Annotated in this window: 12 protein-coding genes; 3 read left to right on the forward strand and 9 right to left on the reverse strand. The window is 72.0% G+C overall.

Features of this window, described 5'->3' with window-relative positions; translation table 11 throughout:
• Positions 1 to 3: 3 nt before the first annotated feature.
• From AB5J54_RS32280 to AB5J54_RS32300, 5 genes are all read right to left on the reverse strand, one after another.
• Positions 4 to 969 carry a CoA ester lyase gene (locus tag AB5J54_RS32280; RefSeq protein WP_369147441.1) on the reverse strand — a complete coding sequence of 322 codons (966 nt, stop codon included), beginning with the start codon at positions 967 to 969 and terminating at the stop codon, positions 4 to 6.
• The gene (locus tag AB5J54_RS32285; RefSeq protein ID WP_351190236.1) at positions 966 to 3,002 is read right to left on the reverse strand and encodes a protein meaA; all 2,037 of its coding nucleotides are present in this window, start codon (positions 3,000 to 3,002) and stop codon (positions 966 to 968) included. Before AB5J54_RS32285 ends, AB5J54_RS32280 begins: the two co-directional genes overlap by 4 nt.
• Before the next feature lie 10 nt (positions 3,003 to 3,012).
• On the reverse strand, positions 3,013 to 4,350 hold the full coding sequence (gene ccrA / locus AB5J54_RS32290; RefSeq protein ID WP_352021999.1) for a crotonyl-CoA carboxylase/reductase: 1,338 nt from the start codon (positions 4,348 to 4,350) through the stop codon (positions 3,013 to 3,015).
• 421 nt (positions 4,351 to 4,771) lie between these two features.
• Entirely contained in the window at positions 4,772 to 5,617 is an 846-nt protein-coding gene (locus AB5J54_RS32295; RefSeq protein WP_369147442.1) for a TetR family transcriptional regulator, read from the reverse strand.
• 115 nt (positions 5,618 to 5,732) lie between these two features.
• Positions 5,733 to 7,514 carry a 3-hydroxyacyl-CoA dehydrogenase family protein gene (locus tag AB5J54_RS32300; RefSeq protein ID WP_369147443.1) on the reverse strand — a complete coding sequence of 594 codons (1,782 nt, stop codon included), beginning with the start codon at positions 7,512 to 7,514 and terminating at the stop codon, positions 5,733 to 5,735.
• A 300-nt stretch (positions 7,515 to 7,814) separates the two neighbouring features.
• On the opposite strand from AB5J54_RS32300, the gene AB5J54_RS32305 reads away from it, so the two are divergent.
• The gene (locus AB5J54_RS32305) at positions 7,815 to 8,417 is read left to right on the forward strand and encodes a HEAT repeat domain-containing protein (protein WP_369147444.1); all 603 of its coding nucleotides are present in this window, start codon (positions 7,815 to 7,817) and stop codon (positions 8,415 to 8,417) included.
• On the opposite strand, the gene AB5J54_RS32310 is transcribed toward AB5J54_RS32305, so the two are convergent.
• The 4 genes from AB5J54_RS32310 to AB5J54_RS32325 form a co-directional block, all read right to left on the reverse strand.
• Positions 8,388 to 9,644 (reverse strand): MFS transporter, encoded by a 1,257-nt coding sequence (locus AB5J54_RS32310; protein WP_369147445.1) that lies wholly within the window; start codon positions 9,642 to 9,644, stop codon positions 8,388 to 8,390. The genes AB5J54_RS32305 and AB5J54_RS32310 overlap by 30 nt on opposite strands.
• A gap of 133 nt (positions 9,645 to 9,777) precedes the next feature.
• Positions 9,778 to 10,227 carry a RidA family protein gene (locus tag AB5J54_RS32315; protein ID WP_369147446.1) on the reverse strand — a complete coding sequence of 150 codons (450 nt, stop codon included), beginning with the start codon at positions 10,225 to 10,227 and terminating at the stop codon, positions 9,778 to 9,780.
• Between the two features lie 80 nt (positions 10,228 to 10,307).
• A complete protein-coding gene (locus tag AB5J54_RS32320) occupies positions 10,308 to 11,936 on the reverse strand; it encodes an alpha/beta hydrolase (protein ID WP_369147447.1) in 1,629 nt (542 codons plus the stop codon).
• Positions 11,937 to 12,050: 114 nt separating this feature from the next.
• Entirely contained in the window at positions 12,051 to 13,082 is a 1,032-nt protein-coding gene (locus AB5J54_RS32325) for an Rv2578c family radical SAM protein (protein WP_369147448.1), read from the reverse strand.
• Positions 13,083 to 13,229: 147 nt separating this feature from the next.
• Here AB5J54_RS32325 and AB5J54_RS32330 point away from each other — a divergent pair, with 147 nt between their 5' ends.
• Complete coding sequence (locus AB5J54_RS32330; protein WP_351190252.1) at positions 13,230 to 13,673, forward strand: SRPBCC family protein; 444 nt, start codon at positions 13,230 to 13,232, stop codon at positions 13,671 to 13,673.
• 238 nt (positions 13,674 to 13,911) lie between these two features.
• Entirely contained in the window at positions 13,912 to 16,377 is a 2,466-nt protein-coding gene (locus AB5J54_RS32335) for an MFS transporter (protein ID WP_369147449.1), read from the forward strand.
• Positions 16,378 to 16,380: the final 3 nt, after the last annotated feature.

Here is a 16,380-nt window from a genome sequence, read left to right on the forward strand (position 1 = left end):
GACTCAGGCCTCCGGGATCTCGAACTTGCTGGTGCGCTGCATGCCGGCGGCGCGGCCCTTGCCGGAGATGACCAGGGCCATCTTGCGGGAGGCCTCGTCGATCATCTCGTCGCCGAGCATCGCGGAGCCCTTCTTCCCGCCGGCCTCGGAGGTGTAGTAGTCGTACGCGTCGAGGATCAGCTCGGCGTGGTCGTAGTCCTCCTGCGAGGGCGAGAAGATCTCGTTCGCGGCGGCGACCTGGTCCGGGTGCAGCACCCACTTGCCGTCGAAGCCCAGGGCCGCGGCGCGCTGCGCGACCGCCTTGTAGCCCTCCTGGTTGCGGATCTGCAGGTAGGGGCCGTCGATCGCCTGGAGGTTGTGGGCGCGGGCCGCCATCAGGATGCTCATCAGGATGTGGTGGTACGCGTCGGCCGGGTAGCCGGGCGGCTGCTCGCCGACGACGAGGGACTTCATGTTGATGGAGGCCATGAAGTCGGCCGGGCCGAAGATGATCGTCTCGACGCGCTGGGAGGCCTGCGCGATGGCGTTGACGTTGGTCAGGCCCTGGGCGTTCTCGATCTGCGCCTCGATGCCGATCTTGCCGACCTCGAAGCCCATGGTCTTCTCGATCTGGGTGAGCAGCAGGTCGAGGGCGACGATCTGCTGGGCGTCCTGGACCTTCGGCAGCATGATGCAGTCGAGGTTCTGGCCGGCGCCCTCGACGACCGTGACGACGTCGCGGTAGGTCCAGTGGGTCGTCCAGTCGTTGACGCGGACCACACGGGTCTTGCCGGTCCAGTCGCCCTCGTTCAGGAACTTCACGATGGTGTGCCGGGCCTCGGGCTTGGCCAGCGGGGCGCACGCGTCCTCCAGGTCCAGGAAGACCTGGTCGGCCGCGAGGCCCTGGGCCTTCTCCAGGAAGCGCGGGTTGGAGCCGGGGACCGCGAGGCACGAGCGGCGGGGGCGGAGCCGGTTCACAGGGCTGGTCATGCGAGGACCTCCGTACTTTCCAGGGGGCTGAGCTTGTTCGCTTGGCGGATCTCGTCGACGATACGGCCGATGATCTCCGTGATACCGAAGTCCTTCGGTGTGAAGACGGCGGCGACACCCGCGCGCTTCAGTTCTGCGGCGTCGGCGTTCGGGATGATCCCGCCGACGATGACCGGGATGTCCGTCGCGCCCGCCTCGCGGAGGCGGTCGAGGACGTCGGGGACCAGCGCGGAGTGCGAGCCGGAGAGGATGGACAGCCCCACGCAGTGCACGTCCTCCGCCAGGGCGGCGTCGACGATCTGCTCGGGGGTCAGCCGGATGCCCTGGTAGACCACCTCGAAACCGGCGTCACGCGCGCGTACGGCGATCTGCTCGGCCCCGTTGGAGTGCCCGTCCAGGCCCGGCTTGCCGACGAGCAGCCGCAGCCGCCCGACGTTCAGGTCCTCGGCCGTCCGGGCCACCTTGTCGCGGACCAGGGCGAGCGGCGTGCCCGCCTCGGCCGTCACGGCCACCGGTGCGGAGGAGACGCCCGTCGGGGCGCGGAACTCGCCGAACACCTCGCGCAGGGCCCCGGCCCACTCGCCGGTGGTGACCCCGGCGCGGGCGCACTCCAGGGTGGCCTCCATGAGGTTCTCCGTGCCCTTGGCGGCCTCCTTGAGGCGCTCCAGGGCCTTGCAGGGCCGCGGGTGGTTGAACGGCGGCTGGTAGCGGTTGTCGCGCCAGGTCTTCATCGAGCCGACGACCCGGGCCTCGACCGCGGGGTCCACCGTCATGATCGCGGTGTCCAGGTCGGCCGTGAGGGGGTTCTCCTCGGTCGACTGGAAGATGTTGACGCCGACGATCTTGTCCTCGCCGGCCTCGATCCGGGCGCGCCGCTCGGCGTGCGAGGAGACCAGCTGCGACTTGAGGTAGCCGGACTCGACGGCCGCCATCGCGCCGCCCATCTCCTGGATCCGGTCGATCTCGGCCAGGCACTCCTCGACCAGGGCGTCCACCTTGGCCTCGATGACGTGCGAGCCGGCGAAGATGTCGTCGTACTCCAGCAGGTCGGACTCGTGGGCGAGGACCTGCTGGATGCGGAGCGACCACTGCTGGTCCCAGGGCCGGGGGAGGCCGAGGGCCTCGTTCCAGGCCGGGAGCTGCACGGCACGCGCGCGGGCGTCCTTGGAGAGGGTGACGGCCAGCATCTCCAGGACGATCCGCTGGACGTTGTTCTCCGGCTGGGCCTCGGTCAGGCCGAGCGAGTTGACCTGGACGCCGTAGCGGAACCGGCGCTGCTTGGCGTTCTCGATGCCGTACCGCTCAAGGGTGATCTTGTCCCAGATGCGGCCGAAGGCGCGCATCTTGCACATCTCCTCGATGAAGCGGACGCCCGCGTTCACGAAGAAGGAGATGCGGGCGACGACCTCGCCGAACCGCTCCTCGGGCACCTGGCCCGAGTCGCGGACGGAGTCGAGGACGGCGATCGCGGTGGCCATCGCGTACGAGATCTCCTGGACCGGCGTGGCCCCGGCCTCCTGCAGGTGGTAGCTGCAGATGTTGATCGGGTTCCACTTCGGGATGTGGTTGACCGTGTACGCGATCATGTCCGTCGTGAGGCGGAGCGAGGGGCCGGGCGGGAAGACGTGCGTCCCGCGCGACAGGTACTCCTTCACGATGTCGTTCTGGGTGGTGCCCTGGAGCTGGGTGATGTCAGCACCCTGCTCCTCGGCGGCCACCTGGTAGAGCGCCAGCAGCCACATGGCGGTGGCGTTGATGGTCATCGAGGTGTTCATCTGCTCCAGGGGGATGTCCTGGAACAGCCGGCGCATGTCACCGAGGTGCGAGACGGGGACGCCGACCCGGCCTACCTCGCCGCGGGCGAGGATGTGGTCGGGGTCGTACCCGGTCTGCGTCGGCAGGTCGAACGCGACCGAGAGGCCGGTCTGACCCTTGGCGAGGTTGCGCCGGTACAGCTCGTTGGACGCCTCGGCGGTCGAGTGACCGGCGTACGTCCGCATGAGCCACGGCCGGTCCTTCTGGCGCTCTGTCATCTTCGGGACCTCAGATGTTCCGGAAGCGGTTGATGGCGTCGATGTGCTGGGCCCGGAGCTCCGGGTTGCTGACGCCCAGGCCCTCCTGCGGGGCGAGGGCGAGGACGCCGACCTTGCCCTGGTGCAGGTTGCGGTGGACGTCGTAGGCGGCCTGGCCGGTCTCCTCCAGGGAGTAGACCTTCGACAGGGTGGGGTGGATCTTGCCCTTGGCGATCAGGCGGTTGGCCTCCCACGCCTCGCGGTAGTTGGCGAAGTGCGAGCCGATGATCCGCTTCAGCGACATCCACAGGTAGCGGTTGTCGTACTGGTGCATGTAGCCCGAGGTCGAGGCGCAGGTGGTGATGGTGCCGCCCTTGCGGGTGACGTACACGGAGGCGCCGAAGGTCTCGCGGCCCGGGTGCTCGAAGACGATGTCGATGTCCTCGCCGCCGGTCAGCTCACGGATCTTGGAGCCGAAGCGCTTCCACTCGCGCGGGTCCTGGGTGTTCTCGTCCTTCCAGAACTTGTAGCCCTCGGCGTTGCGGTCGATGACCGCCTCGGCGCCCATCGACCGGCAGATGTCGGCCTTCTCGGGGGAGGAGACGACACAGATCGGGTTGGCGCCGCCGGCCAGGGCGAACTGCGTGGCGTACGAGCCGAGTCCGCCGCTCGCGCCCCAGATGAGGACGTTGTCGCCCTGCTTCATGCCGGCGCCGTTGTTGGAGACCAGCTGGCGGTAGGCGGTGGAGTTGACGAGGCCGGGGGCCGCCGCCTCCTCCCAGCTCAGGTGGCCGGGCTTCGGCATCAGCTGGTTGGACTTGACGAGGGCGACCTCGGCGAGGCCGCCGAAGTTGGTCTCGAAGCCCCAGATGCGCTGCTCGGGGTCGAGCATCGTGTCGTTGTGGCCGTCCGAGGACTCCAGCTCGACCGAGAGGCAGTGCGCGACGACCTCGTCGCCGGGCTTCCAGGAGTTGACGCCCGGGCCGGTGCGCAGGACGACGCCCGCGAGGTCGGAGCCGATGACGTGGTACGGCAGGTCGTGGCGCTTGGTGAGCTCGGAGAGGCGCCCGTAGCGCTCCAGGAAGCCGAAGGTCGAGACGGGCTCGAAGATCGAGGTCCAGACCGAGTTGTAGTTGACGGAGCTCGCCATGACGGCAACGAGGGCCTCGCCCGGGCCGAGCTCGGGGAGCGCGACGTCGTCGAGGTGGAGCGACTTGCGGGGGTCCTTGTCGCGACTGGCGACCCCGGCGAACATCTCCGCCTCGTCCTTGTGGACGGTGACGGCCCGGTACGACTCGGGGAGCTTGATGTTCGCGAAGTCGGCGGACGTGGAGTCCGGCGACTGGATCGCGTCCAGGATTTCCTTCACGGGTTGCCTCCGGCGGTGAGCGTCCTGAGGGAGGGACGCCTGGGGGTTACGGCGGGGAAGTGCTGCTGTGGAGGTGTGCCGTCGGTTCGGCTGGGTGGTGCGGTGGCGGCGCTGTGTGGTGGAGCGCGAGGGTGCCTGTGACGCAGGCGTCCGGGCGCACGAGCCGTCGGCTTGTGGGGACAGCCGGCGAACGAGGTGATCTCTGCTCGCCGGCCGCCCGGACAACATCAACGTATGGCACGCCGTGTCACCTGACAAGGCACTGCGTGCCAACAATTTCACTCAGATGCAATCTGCCCGTCACGGATGAGCGATGATCGATCGAAATGGCCGGTGAGCTGCGGGAACGCGAAGAGGGCCGCCCCCGGAATCCGGGGGCGGCCCTCTCGCTGGAAGGTCGGGAAGGTGTCGGGGGCGGGGCTCAGGACTTGGTGAGCGCCTGCTGGATGGTCCGCATGACCTCGTCCAGCGGAGCGTCCGTACGGGCCACGGCGACCACGACGTCGCCCGTCGTGGACGCGGTCGCGGCGACCGGCTGCTCCGGCGCCGGCTCGGCCGGTACGGGGGCGGTGGTGCTCCCGGCGGGCGCCGGGCGGGCACCTATGCCGGTGCCGAAGGTCTCCCGGACGATCGCGAAGGCGTGGTCGAGCTGGGCCTCCACATCGCCCTCGCCGCCCGCCCGCAGCCAGCGGCGCAGCACATGGTTGTGGGCGGTGACGACCGCCGACGCGGCCACCTCGGCGAGCAGCGGGTCGTCGTTGCCGTCGTGGTGGTCCCGCTCGTCGAAGTGCCCGAGCAGATAGCGGGTGAAGAGACGCTCGTAGCGGGCCACCGAGGCGATCTCCCGCTCCCGCAGCGTCGGCACCTCACGGGTGAGCCGGTAGCGCTCCACGGAGACCGCGGGGGACCCCGCGTACATCTTCATGACTTCCTTGATGCCCCGGCACACCGTGTCGAGCGGGTGCTCGTGCGGCGGGGCGGCGTTCAGCACCGCCTCCGCCCGTACGAGGGTGTCGTCGTGGTCCGGGAAGATCGCCTCTTCCTTGGACCGGAAGTGCCGGAAGAACGTCCGCCGCGCGACCCCGGCCGTGGCCGCGATCTCGTCGACGGTCGTCGCCTCGTACCCCTTGGTCGCGAAGAGCTCCATCGCCGCGGCGGCGAGCTCCCGGCGCATCTTGAGCCGCTGCGCGGCGGCACGAGTGCCCGCCGTGCTCTCCGGAGCATCGGACGGGGACGTGGCACGGGGTGTCTTCGCGGCCTTGGGCATGGTCCGAACGTACTGCATCGGAGTGGGAGTGTGCCCAGGTGGGGGCGGGGAGACCCCCGGGTCACCGACGGTGCCCGGGGGACTCAGCAGACCGCCCCAGCCGGCGGTGCGGGGCTCAGCGTCGGGCATATTCGCGGAAGCCGCGACCCGTCTTGCGGCCGAGGCAGCCCGCCGCCACCAGGTGCTCCAGGAGCGGCGCGGGGGCCAGGCCCGGGTCGCGGAACTCGCGGTGCAGCACCTGCTCGATCGCGAGCGAGACGTCCAGGCCGACCACGTCGAGCAGCTCGAACGGGCCCATCGGGTAGCCGCCGCCCAGCTTCATCGCGGCGTCGATGTCGTCCAGGGTGGCGTAGTGCTCCTGGACCATCTTGATCGCGTTGTTCAGGTACGGGAAGAGCAGCGCGTTCACGATGAAGCCGGCGCGGTCGCCGCAGTCCACCGGGTGCTTCCTGATCTTCGAGGTGACCTCGCGGACGGTGGCGTGGACGTCGTCGCCGGTCAGGACCGTACGGACGATCTCGACCAGCTTCATCGCCGGGGCCGGGTTGAAGAAGTGCATCCCGATGACGTCCTGCGGGCGCGTGGTGGCCCGGGCGCAGGCGATGACCGGCAGCGAGGAGGTCGTGGTGGCGAGCACGGCGCCCGGCTTGCAGATCTTGTCGAGCCGCGCGAACAGCTCCTGCTTGATCTCCAGGTCCTCGGCGACCGCCTCGACGGCCAGGTCGACCTCGGCGAAGGCGTCGAGCGAGCCGGCCGCGGTGATCAGGGCCAGCGTCTCGTCGCGGGCCTCGCCCGTCATCCGGCCCTTGTCGACGGAGCGGGCCAGGGACTTGGCGATCCGCGCCTTGGCCGTGTCCGCCTTCTCCTGGGAGCGGGCGGCGAGCACGACCGCGTACCCGGCCTTGGCGAAGACCTCGGCGATGCCGGAGGCCATCGTGCCCGAGCCGGCGACGCCGACCGAACGGACCTCGCGGCCGGCGCCGGCGCCGGCGGAGGTGAGCGGGGTCAGCGCGTCGCGCACGACCTCGCCGGAGCCCGGCGCCTCGTACGTGTAGAAGCCGCGGCCCGCCTTGCGGCCGGTCAGCCCGGCCTCGCTGAGCTGCTTGAGGATCGGGGCGGGGGCGTGCAGCCGGTCGTGCGAGGCCGCGTACATGGCCTCCAGGACCGTACGGGCCGTGTCGACGCCGATCAGGTCGAGCAGCGCCAGCGGGCCCATCGGCAGGCCGCAGCCCAGCTTCATCGCCGCGTCGATGTCCTCGCGGGAGGCGTACTTGGCCTCGTACATGGCGGCGGCCTGGTTCAGGTAGCCGAAGAGCAGCCCGTCCGCGATGAAACCGGCCCGGTCGCCGACCGCGACCGGCTCCTTGCCGAGGTCCTGCGCGAGGCGCGTCACGGCGTCCACGGCGCGCGGGTCGGTCAGCACGGAGGAGACGACCTCGACCAGCTTCATGGCCTGGACCGGCGCGAAGAAGTGCAGGCCCAGGACCCGCTCGGGGTGCGCCGAGTCGGCGGCGAGCCGGGTCACGGAGAGGGCGTTCGTGCCGGTGGCCAGGATCGCGTCGGGCCGGACGATCCCGTCCAGGGCCCGGAAGACCTCCTGCTTCGCCTCGTACGACTCGGGCACGACCTCGATCACGAGGTCCGCCTCGGCGGCCGCCTGGAGGTCGGAGAAGGTACGGAAGCGGGCCAGGACGTCCTGCCGCTCCTCCTCGGTGATCCGCTCGCGGGCCACCGCACGGGCGGTGGAGGCCTCCAGGGCCGCGACGGCCTGGGCTGCGGCGGTGTCGCTGATGTCGATGCCGATGACCTCGCGGCCGGCCCGGGCGAGGACGTCGGCGATGCCCGCGCCCATGGTGCCGAGACCGACGACGGCGATGGTGGAGAGAGGGGTGTCCATCAGGGGACTCCAGAGGAAGAGTGACGACTGAGGGCAGTGCGCGCACGAAAGGGGCGCGGGAAAGAGCGAGGGCGATGCCCGGAAAAAGAGGGCCGTGCCCTGGGAAAAGGAGCGACGGACTCTGTCCCGGAGTCACGTCGAAACTGCCGAACCGACAAGCGAACACAACGGCTGCGTCACCAGGCCGTCGTGCGAAGTGCGGGTGGTGCCCGCTCACCTGAGACTAACCGGCCGGTAACGAGCGCGCCAGTCCCGGGAAGTTGGGAAAGTGTGATCTGGATCGCGGATAGGGTCGGATTCATGGAAATCTCCGAGGACCCGGAATTCTGCTCGATGATCGATCGATTGCGGGACGAGATCGAGAATGAGACCGGAGAAGTCCCGGCGGCATTCACGGAACTCGCCGCGACGGAGGATCGCGAGGAACTGCACCGCGTCCTCACCGCGCCCGGACAGCCGCTCTGGGCCCGGGAGATCGCCGCCTACGTCCTCGGCGTCGCGGGCGACCCGCGCGCCTTCGAGGCCCTCGTCCTCCTCCTCAACCACCGCGACCCGGAGCGCTGTGTCACCGCCGCCCACGCCCTGGTCCGGCTGGGCGACCCGCGCACCGCGCGCGCGGCGGCCGCCCTCGCCACCAACGAACTCCGGATCGCCTACGCCCTGCTGCCGGTCCGGCTGCTCGCCGAGCTCAGCGCGCCCGAGTCCGTCCCGGCCCTGATCACCGTCCTCGGACGGCGGCTTCGGGCCGACGACCCCCACTGGCGCGTCGGCCTCGCCTGCGTCGAGGGCCTCGGCGCCCTCGGCGACCCCCGCGCCCGCCCGGCGTTGGAGGCGGCGCTCCCGCACCCCCGGCTGGGCGCCGAGGCCCAGCGGTCACTGACCCGGCTCGACCCGGCCGGCTGACGTCGAGCCGGGGCGCGTCCCGGCCGGGCGCAGGGTGCCGACCGCCGCGAGGACCGGCGGGACCGCGGCGAGCGCGAAGCACACGGGCAGCGGCAGACTGCCCACCAGGAATCCCGCACCGGCCGTCGCCCCCGTGGTGCCGGCGTTGAAAGAGGTGTTGACCCAGGCCCCGGCGCGGGTGCGCCGCCCCGCGTCCACGGACTCGTCGGCGAGGAGATAGGCGCTCGTGATCGCCGGCGCCAGGAACAGACCGCCGAGCGCCATCCAGCCGACCAGCGCGTACGGATGCGGGGAGAGCCCCGCCACCCCGAGGACCGCACCGAGTCCGAGGGCCAGGGCCGACAGCCGTACGGCGGTGGACACCCGCCACGGCACGGCGCCGTACACCAGCCCGCCGACGGCGCTGCCCGCCGACAGGGCCGCCATCGCCCACGCCACCGCCCCGGGGCGGTGGTGTGCGTCGGCGAACGCGATCACGAGGAGTTCGACGGCGCCCAGACACGCGCCGACCGCGGCCGACACGCCCGCCGCCCTGAGCACCCCGGCACTCGGCATGCCAGCCCGGCCCGCCGCCTTCTCCGGCGTCCCGGGCTCCCGCTCCCCGGTCCCGCCCCGCACCGCCGGCGAGGTGACGAGCGCGAGCGTGCCGGTCAGGATCAGCCCGGCGCTCACCACGAGCCCGGCCGGCGCCGACGCGTACCCCACGAGCAGTCCCACCAGCAACGGGCCCGTGACGAAGAGGAGTTCCTCCGCCACCGTGTCCAGGCTGTACGCGCGCCGCAGCAGGTCCCGGTCGGTCAGCATCCCGCTCAGCAGCGCCCGCGTCACCGGGCCGAGCGGCGGGGTCAGGGCTCCCGCGCCGCAGGCCAGGACCATCAGGGCGAGGGCCGGCGTCGCCGGCCGGGCCGTCGCCACCGCGAGCGCGACGAGCAGCAGGGCGTACGCGGTGGCCAGCGGTATCAGAGCCCGGCGCGGCCCGAAGCGGTCGATCAGGGCCGCCCGCGCGGGCGACAGCACGACACCGGTCAGCCCGAACGCGGCCATGACCGTGCCGGCCGCGGCGTACGAACCGGTACTGCCCGTGACGGAGAGGATCAGGGAGAGCGGGGCGGTGCCGTACGACAGCCGCCCCAGGAGAGCCGCCCCGAAGGTGCGGCGGGCGTGCGGGGTCCTCAGCACCGCCGCGTACGTGGGCGCGGGGGAGTGGACAGGGGAGGTCGCGGACATGACGGAGTTCCTCGAAGAGGGCACCGGGCGTGGGCCTGCGGCGCCTGGGCGTGCGGGGACGGCGGGACACCGGGCCCGGCTGGGCACGGTCGTCGGATCGCCGACTCCTACGCACGGAAGAGGAACATGCGCGTCAACGTAGCAGACGGAGCTCCGCCCCGGTCTCGCCCGCTGCCGCGGCCTGCTCCGGTATCAGCGCGAAGGCCTCGATCTCCACGAGGAGTTCCGGGCGGACGAGGGCGGAGACCTGGACCGCCGAGCTCGCCGGCAGGGGCGCGCCCGCGAAGTGGGCGTCCCGGGCGTCCCGTACCGCCGGGAGGTGGGCCACGTCCGTGACGAAGTACGTCAGCTTCACGACGTCCCCGAAGCCCGCGCCGGCCGCCGCGAGGCAGCGCTCCAGGTTGGCGAAGACCTGGTGGGCCTGGGCCACCGCGTCGCCCTCCCCGACGACCGCCCCGGAGGCGTCGAGGGCGCACTGTCCGGAGATCGCCACGAACCGCCCCGTGCCCCACACGACGTGGCTGTACTGGGGGCTGGGTGCGAGGCCGTCGGGGGCGGGCACGTGGGTGAGGTGGCTCGTCATGCCCCACATCCTCGCGCACACCACTGACAGTGCCCGCCACCCCTTGCGGGGCGCGGGCACCGTGGGGGCCCGGAAGGCCGTCAGCGGACGTGGCCCAGGAGGCCGTGGAGGGCGACGCCCGCCGGTTCCGCGCGTACGGCGCCGGCCCGCTTGCCGGACTTCTCCGGGGTCGCCGGCGCGGCCGCGGTCACGGGCTCCGGCTCGGGCTCGGGGAGCGCGGCGCAGACCGCGTCCACCTCGGCATCGCCCTCGCCGCGCGGGACCTTGCCCGTGGCGAGGTAGGCGGCCAGGTGCTCGTCGAGGCAGTCGTTCCCGCCGAGGGTCACCCCGTGGTTCCCGCCGCCCTCCTCGACGACGAGGCTGGAGCCGCGGATCAGCCGGTGCAGGGCCGCCCCGCCCTCGTACGGCGTGGCCGCGTCGTCCGTGGCCTGGAGGATGAGGACCGGCGGCACCTGGTCGTTGGTGACGTCCGGCGGGGTCAGGGACTCCACCGGCCAGAAGGCGCAGGGCGCGTTGTACCAGGCGTTGTTCCAGGTGGAGAACGGCGCCTTCGCGTGCACGTCCCAGCTGTCCTTGCGCCACACGTTCCAGTCGCGGGGCCAGCCCGCGTCCCGGCACTGCACGCTCGTGTAGACCGAGTAGCCGTTGTCGGCGGCCGCGTCGGCCTCCCCGTACCGCTCGTACGCCTCCTTCAGCGGCGCCGGGTCCGCGTCGTTGACGTACGCCGCGAAGGCGCTCGCGAGGCGGGGCCAGTAGCCGTTGTAGTACCCGCCCGGCAGGAAGGTGTCCTCCAGCTCGCCGGGCCCGACCTTGCCGCCGGCCGGCGTCTCGCGCAGCGCGTCCCGCATCCGGTACCAGGCGGCCTCGACCGCCGCCGGGTCGGTGCCCAGCTTGTACACGGCGTTCTGCCGGGCCACCCAGGCCATGAAGTCCTTGTGTCGGCTGTCGAAGGCGTAGTCCTGCGCGATGTTGTCCTCGTACCAGACGCCGTGCGGGTTCACGACGGAGTCGAGCGCCATCCGCCGCACCCGGTCCGGGTACAGGCGCGCGTACACCGAGCCCAGGTAGGTGCCGTACGAGTAGCCGAGGTAGTTGATCTTCGGTGCGCCGAGCGCGTTGCGGATCGCGTCCAGGTCGCGGGCGGTGCTCACGGTGTCGATGTACGGCAGCACGTCCGCGTACTTCTTGCCGCAGGCCTCGGCGAAGGACTGCGCCCGCTCGATCGCCGCCCGCTCGGCCGCGGCCCCGTTCGGCACCGAGTCCGCCCGCACGGGCGCGAAGTGGCCGGGCTTGCAGTCGAGCGCGGGCTCGCTCTTGCCGACCCCGCGCGGGTCGAAGCCGATCACGTCGTACTCGGCGGCCACCTTCGGGGGCAGCGAGGCCGCCACGTACCCGGCCATGCCGCGCCCGCTGCCGCCGGGCCCGCCCGGGTTCACGAGCAGCGGGCCCTGGAAGGTCTTCGCGGTGTGCGGGACCCGGGTGAGGGCGAGGGTGACCTTCCGTCCGGCCGGGTCGTCGTGGTTGAGCGGCACCTTCAGGGTGGCGCACTGGAGCCTGGGGTACGCCTTCGTGGCGCAGTCCGTCCAGGCGAGCGGGGGGAGCGGTCGGGGGGTCGGTTCACCGGCGCCCGCGGGGGCGGCGGGCAGGACGGTGACCGTCCCGGCGACCAGCGCTCCAGCGGCGATCAGCATTCCTGCGCGTGGGGTCATAGGGCGTTTGTGTCCCGAACCGGCGCGGAGGGGACCTGTTTCGCCGAGAGTTGACCCGAACGGAGGCGGATCCGACGGCGTGTCAGGTGACCGGTCCGACGATCGGAAGAACCCTCAGAGCAGGGTGAGCTGCTCGGGGGCCGCCGCCAGGGACGGTTCCTCCGGTACGGGGATGCGGCGCGCCGCTCCCCGGTGGGCGGGTCCGATGCCGAACTCGGCGGCCAGCTCGTGCACCTGACGGGTGATCCGGCGCTGGTACCAGGTCGGCGCGTAGGCCCCGTCCGCGTACATCCGCTCGTACCGCCGCACCAGGCCCGGGTGGTGGCGGCGAAGCCAGGCCATGAACCACTCCCGGGCGCCCGGCCGCAGGTGCAGGACGAGCGGGGTGACCGAGCTCGCGCCGGCCTCGGCGATCGCGCGGACCGTCGCGCGCAGCTGCTCGGGCCGGTCGCCGAGGAAGGGCACCACGGGAGCCATCAGGACCCCGCAGTCGATGCCGTGCTCACCGAGGGTGCGGACGACGTCGAGGCGCCGCTGCGGCGAGGGGGTGCCGGGCTCGATCGTCCGCCAGAGCTCCTGGTCGGTGAAGCCGACGGAGACGGAGATGCCGACCTCGGTGACCCGGGCGGCCTCGGTGAGGAGCTCCAGGTCGCGGAGGATCAGGGTGCCCTTCGTGAGGATCGAGAAGGGGTTCGCCCGGTCCCGCAGCGCCGTGAGGATGCCCGGCATCAGCCGGTAGCGGCCCTCGGCGCGCTGGTAGCAGTCGACATTGGTGCCCATGGCGATGTGCGCGCCCTGCCAGCGCGCGGAGGCCAGCTGCCGGGCGAGCAGCTCCGGGGCGTTGATCTTGACGACGATCTGGGAGTCGAAGCCGAGTCCGGTGTCGAGGTCGAGATAGCTGTGGGTCTTGCGGGCGAAGCAGTACACACACGCGTGCGTGCAGCCCCGGTACGGGTTGACCGTCCACTCGAACGGCATCCGGGAGGCGCCGGGCACCCGGTTCAGGATCGAGCGGGCCCGGACCTCGTGGAAGGTGATGCCCCGGAACTCGGGGGTGTCGAAGGTGCGGGTGGTGACCGCGTCCGTGCCGAACAGGGCGATGTCGGCGGGGGCGGCGGGGGTGTCGCCCAGATTGTCCCAGCGCATGGACGCCTCCTCGGTGGCTCTGACTCGGCCGTTCGCTCAGAATAGAACACATGTTCCCTTGATCGTTGCAACCCGGATTTCGCCCGCCGGAGCCCACGTGGTTCGCTTGGCCCACACCCCTGAGGAACCACAAGCTGGAGGAAGTCCATGGCGCAGGTCGAGGCCACCACCGAACGGATCATCGCCGCCGACGCGGAGACGGTGTTCGACGCGCTGGCCGACTACAGCGGTACGCGCGCGAAGGTGCTCCCCGAGCACTTCAGCGAGTACGAGGTGCGCGAGGGCGGCGACGGCGAGGGCACCCTCGTCCACTGGAAGCTCCAGGCCACCAGCAAGCGCGTCCGCGACTGCCTCCTGGAGGTCACCGAGCCCACCGACGGGCAGCTCGTCGAGAAGGACCGCAACTCCTCCATGGTCACCACCTGGACCGTGACCCCCGCCGGCGAGGGCAAGTCCCGCGCCGTCGTGACCACCGTCTGGAACGGCGCCGGCGGCATCGGCGGCTTCTTCGAGAAGACGTTCGCGCCCAAGGGTCTCGGCCGCATCTACGACGCCCTGCTCGCCAAGCTGGCGGACGAGGTCGAGAAGTAACGCCCGGAGCGTTCACCGATTCGAGTGGATCGCCCGCACCCCCCGTACCCGCGCGACCGCGTACCGGGGGCGCGGGCCTTCTCGTAAACGCGCTGATGAGCGACCCAAGTGCGCCGTAGTGCAGGGACGTTCACCCGCCCGCGCGCCACCGTCCTCCCGTACCGCCCGACTTGCTCCCCCTTCGCGCGCAATGCGAAGAATGGCGCGGCGCAGACGCCGTGACGAGGGGAGCAGACACGTGGGTGCGATCACGATCGTGAAAGGCGTCGAGGACGCCACGGGGGAAGCGGAACCCCTGGACCCCCCGCCCGCCGACCCCGCCCCACCGGCCGGCCCGGGACCCGCCGGCCTCGACCCCCGCCGCGTCCGGCTCGTCTTCTGCGGCCTCATGCTCGCGCTGCTCCTGGCCGCGCTGGAGCAGATGATCGTCGCCACCGCCCTGCCGAAGATCGTCGGCGAACTCCAGGGCCTGGACCGGATGTCCTGGGCGATCACCGCCTACCTGCTGACCTCCACCATCGGCCTGCCGGTCTACGGGAAGCTCGGCGACCTCCTCGGCCGCAAGGGCGTCTTCCTCTTCGCGATCGTCGTCTTCGTCATCGGCTCCGGCCTCGCCGGCTGGTCCCGCACGATGGACCAGCTCATCGCCTTCCGCGCCATCCAGGGCATCGGTGCCGGCGGCCTCATGATCGGCGTCCAGGCGATCATCGCCGACATCGTCCCCGCCCGGGAACGCGGCCGCTACATGGGCCTGATCGGCGCCGCCTTCGGCCTCGCCTCCGTCGCGGGTCCGCTGCTCGGCGGCTTCTTCACCGACCACGTCTCCTGGCGCTGGTGCTTCTACTTCAACGTGCCCTTCGGGCTCCTCACCCTCGCCGTCGTCGCCGCCGTCCTCAAGCTCCCGAAGCCCACCGCACGCGCGCGCCTCGACGTCCTCGGCGCCCTGCTCCTCGCCGCCGCCTCCACCTGCCTCGTCCTGCTGACCAGCTGGGGCGGCACCGAGTACGCCTGGGACTCCCGGGTCATCCTCGGCCTGGCCTGCGGAGCCGCCGCAACGACCCTGCTCTTCCTGGTCGTCGAGCACTTCGCACCCGAACCCCTCATCCCGCTGCGGCTGTTCCGCGACTCCGTCTTCACCGTCACCGCCCTCGTCGGCGCCGTCGTCGGCATCGCGCTCTTCGGCGCCGCCAGCTACCTCCCCAGCTTCCTGCAGATGGTCGAGGGCGCCTCCGCCACCGAGTCCGGCCTCCTGATGCTGCCGCTCATGGGCGGCATCGTCATCGCCTCCGTCGTCTCCGGCCAGCTCATCAGCCGCACCGGCCACTACAAGATCTACCCGGTGATCGGTGGCGCCGTCTCCGTCCTCGGCATGTGGCTGCTCTCCCGCATGGACACCGACACCCCGCGCCTCCAGCACAGCCTCTGGCAGGCCGTCCTCGGCACCGGCATCGGCCTGGTCATGCCGGTGCTCGTGCTCGCCGTGCAGAACTCCGTCCGCCCCGCCGACCTCGGCACCGCCACCAGCGCCCACACCTACTTCCGCCAGATCGGCGGCAGCGTCGGCGCCGCCGTCTTCGGCACCCTCTTCGCCTCCCGGCTCGACGACGCCCTCGGCGACCGGCTCGCCGGCGTCCTCGCGCAGGGCGGCACCGTGTCACCGCCGCCCGCGGAATCGATCACTCCGGGGACCGTCCACAGCCTGCCGCCCGCCCTGCGCGACGCGTACATCCAGGCGTACGCGGACGCGATGCCGCGGATCTTCCTCTACCTCGTGCCGGTCCTCGTACTCGGCCTCGTCCTCGCCTTCTTCCTCAAGGAGAAACCGCTGGTGTCCCACCACAGCCCCCTCACCGAGGCCACCGACATCGCCTTCGAGACCGCCGCCCAGGCCGTGCCGCACGCCCGCCACGCCGCCCCCGCCCCGGCCGCCGTCACCCCCGCGCACTCCGGCGTGCCCGTCTGCGGCACCGTCCAGCACCACGACGGCAGCCGCGTCCCCCGCGCCGCGCTCACCCTCATCGACGTCCAGGGCCGGCAGATCGGCCGCGGCGCCAGCGGCGAGGACGGCCGGTACGCCCTCAGCGTCCCCGGCGGCGGCGCGTACGTGCTGATCGCGGCGGCCGGCGGCCACCAGCCGCAGGCCGTCTCCGTCACGGTCGGCGACCGGCCGGTGGAGCTCGACGTCGTCCTCGGCGGCGCCGGACGGCTCGCGGGCAGCGTCGTCACCGCCGACGGCACGCCCGTGCGTGACGCGGCCGTCACCCTCACCGACGTACGCGGCGAGGTCGTCGCCTCCACCCGCAGCGGACGCGAGGGCGGGTACGTCATCGGCGAGCTCGTCGCGGGCGAGTACACGCTCGCCGCCAGCGCCCCCGCCTTCCGGCCCGCCGCGCTCCCCGTGAGCGTCCAGTCCTCCCGCGAGACCCGCCAGGACATCGAACTGGCCGGCGGCGCGGTGCTGCGCGGCACCGTGCGGGCCGGGGGAGGGCGCCCCGTGGAGGACGCCCGGGTCACCCTCCTCGACGCCGCGGGCAACGTCGTCGACACCCTCACCACCGGCGCCGACGGCACCTTCCGCTTCATCGACCTGTCCTCCGGCGAGTACACGGTCATCGCCGCCGGGTACCCGCCCGTCGCCACCGTCCTCCAGGTGGCCGGCGGCGGCCGCACCGAGCGCGACCTCCAGCTCGGCCACGAGGACTGACCG

The sequence above is a fragment of the Streptomyces sp. R44 genome, from assembly GCF_041053105.1.
Taxonomy (GTDB): Bacteria; Actinomycetota; Actinomycetes; order Streptomycetales; family Streptomycetaceae; genus Streptomyces.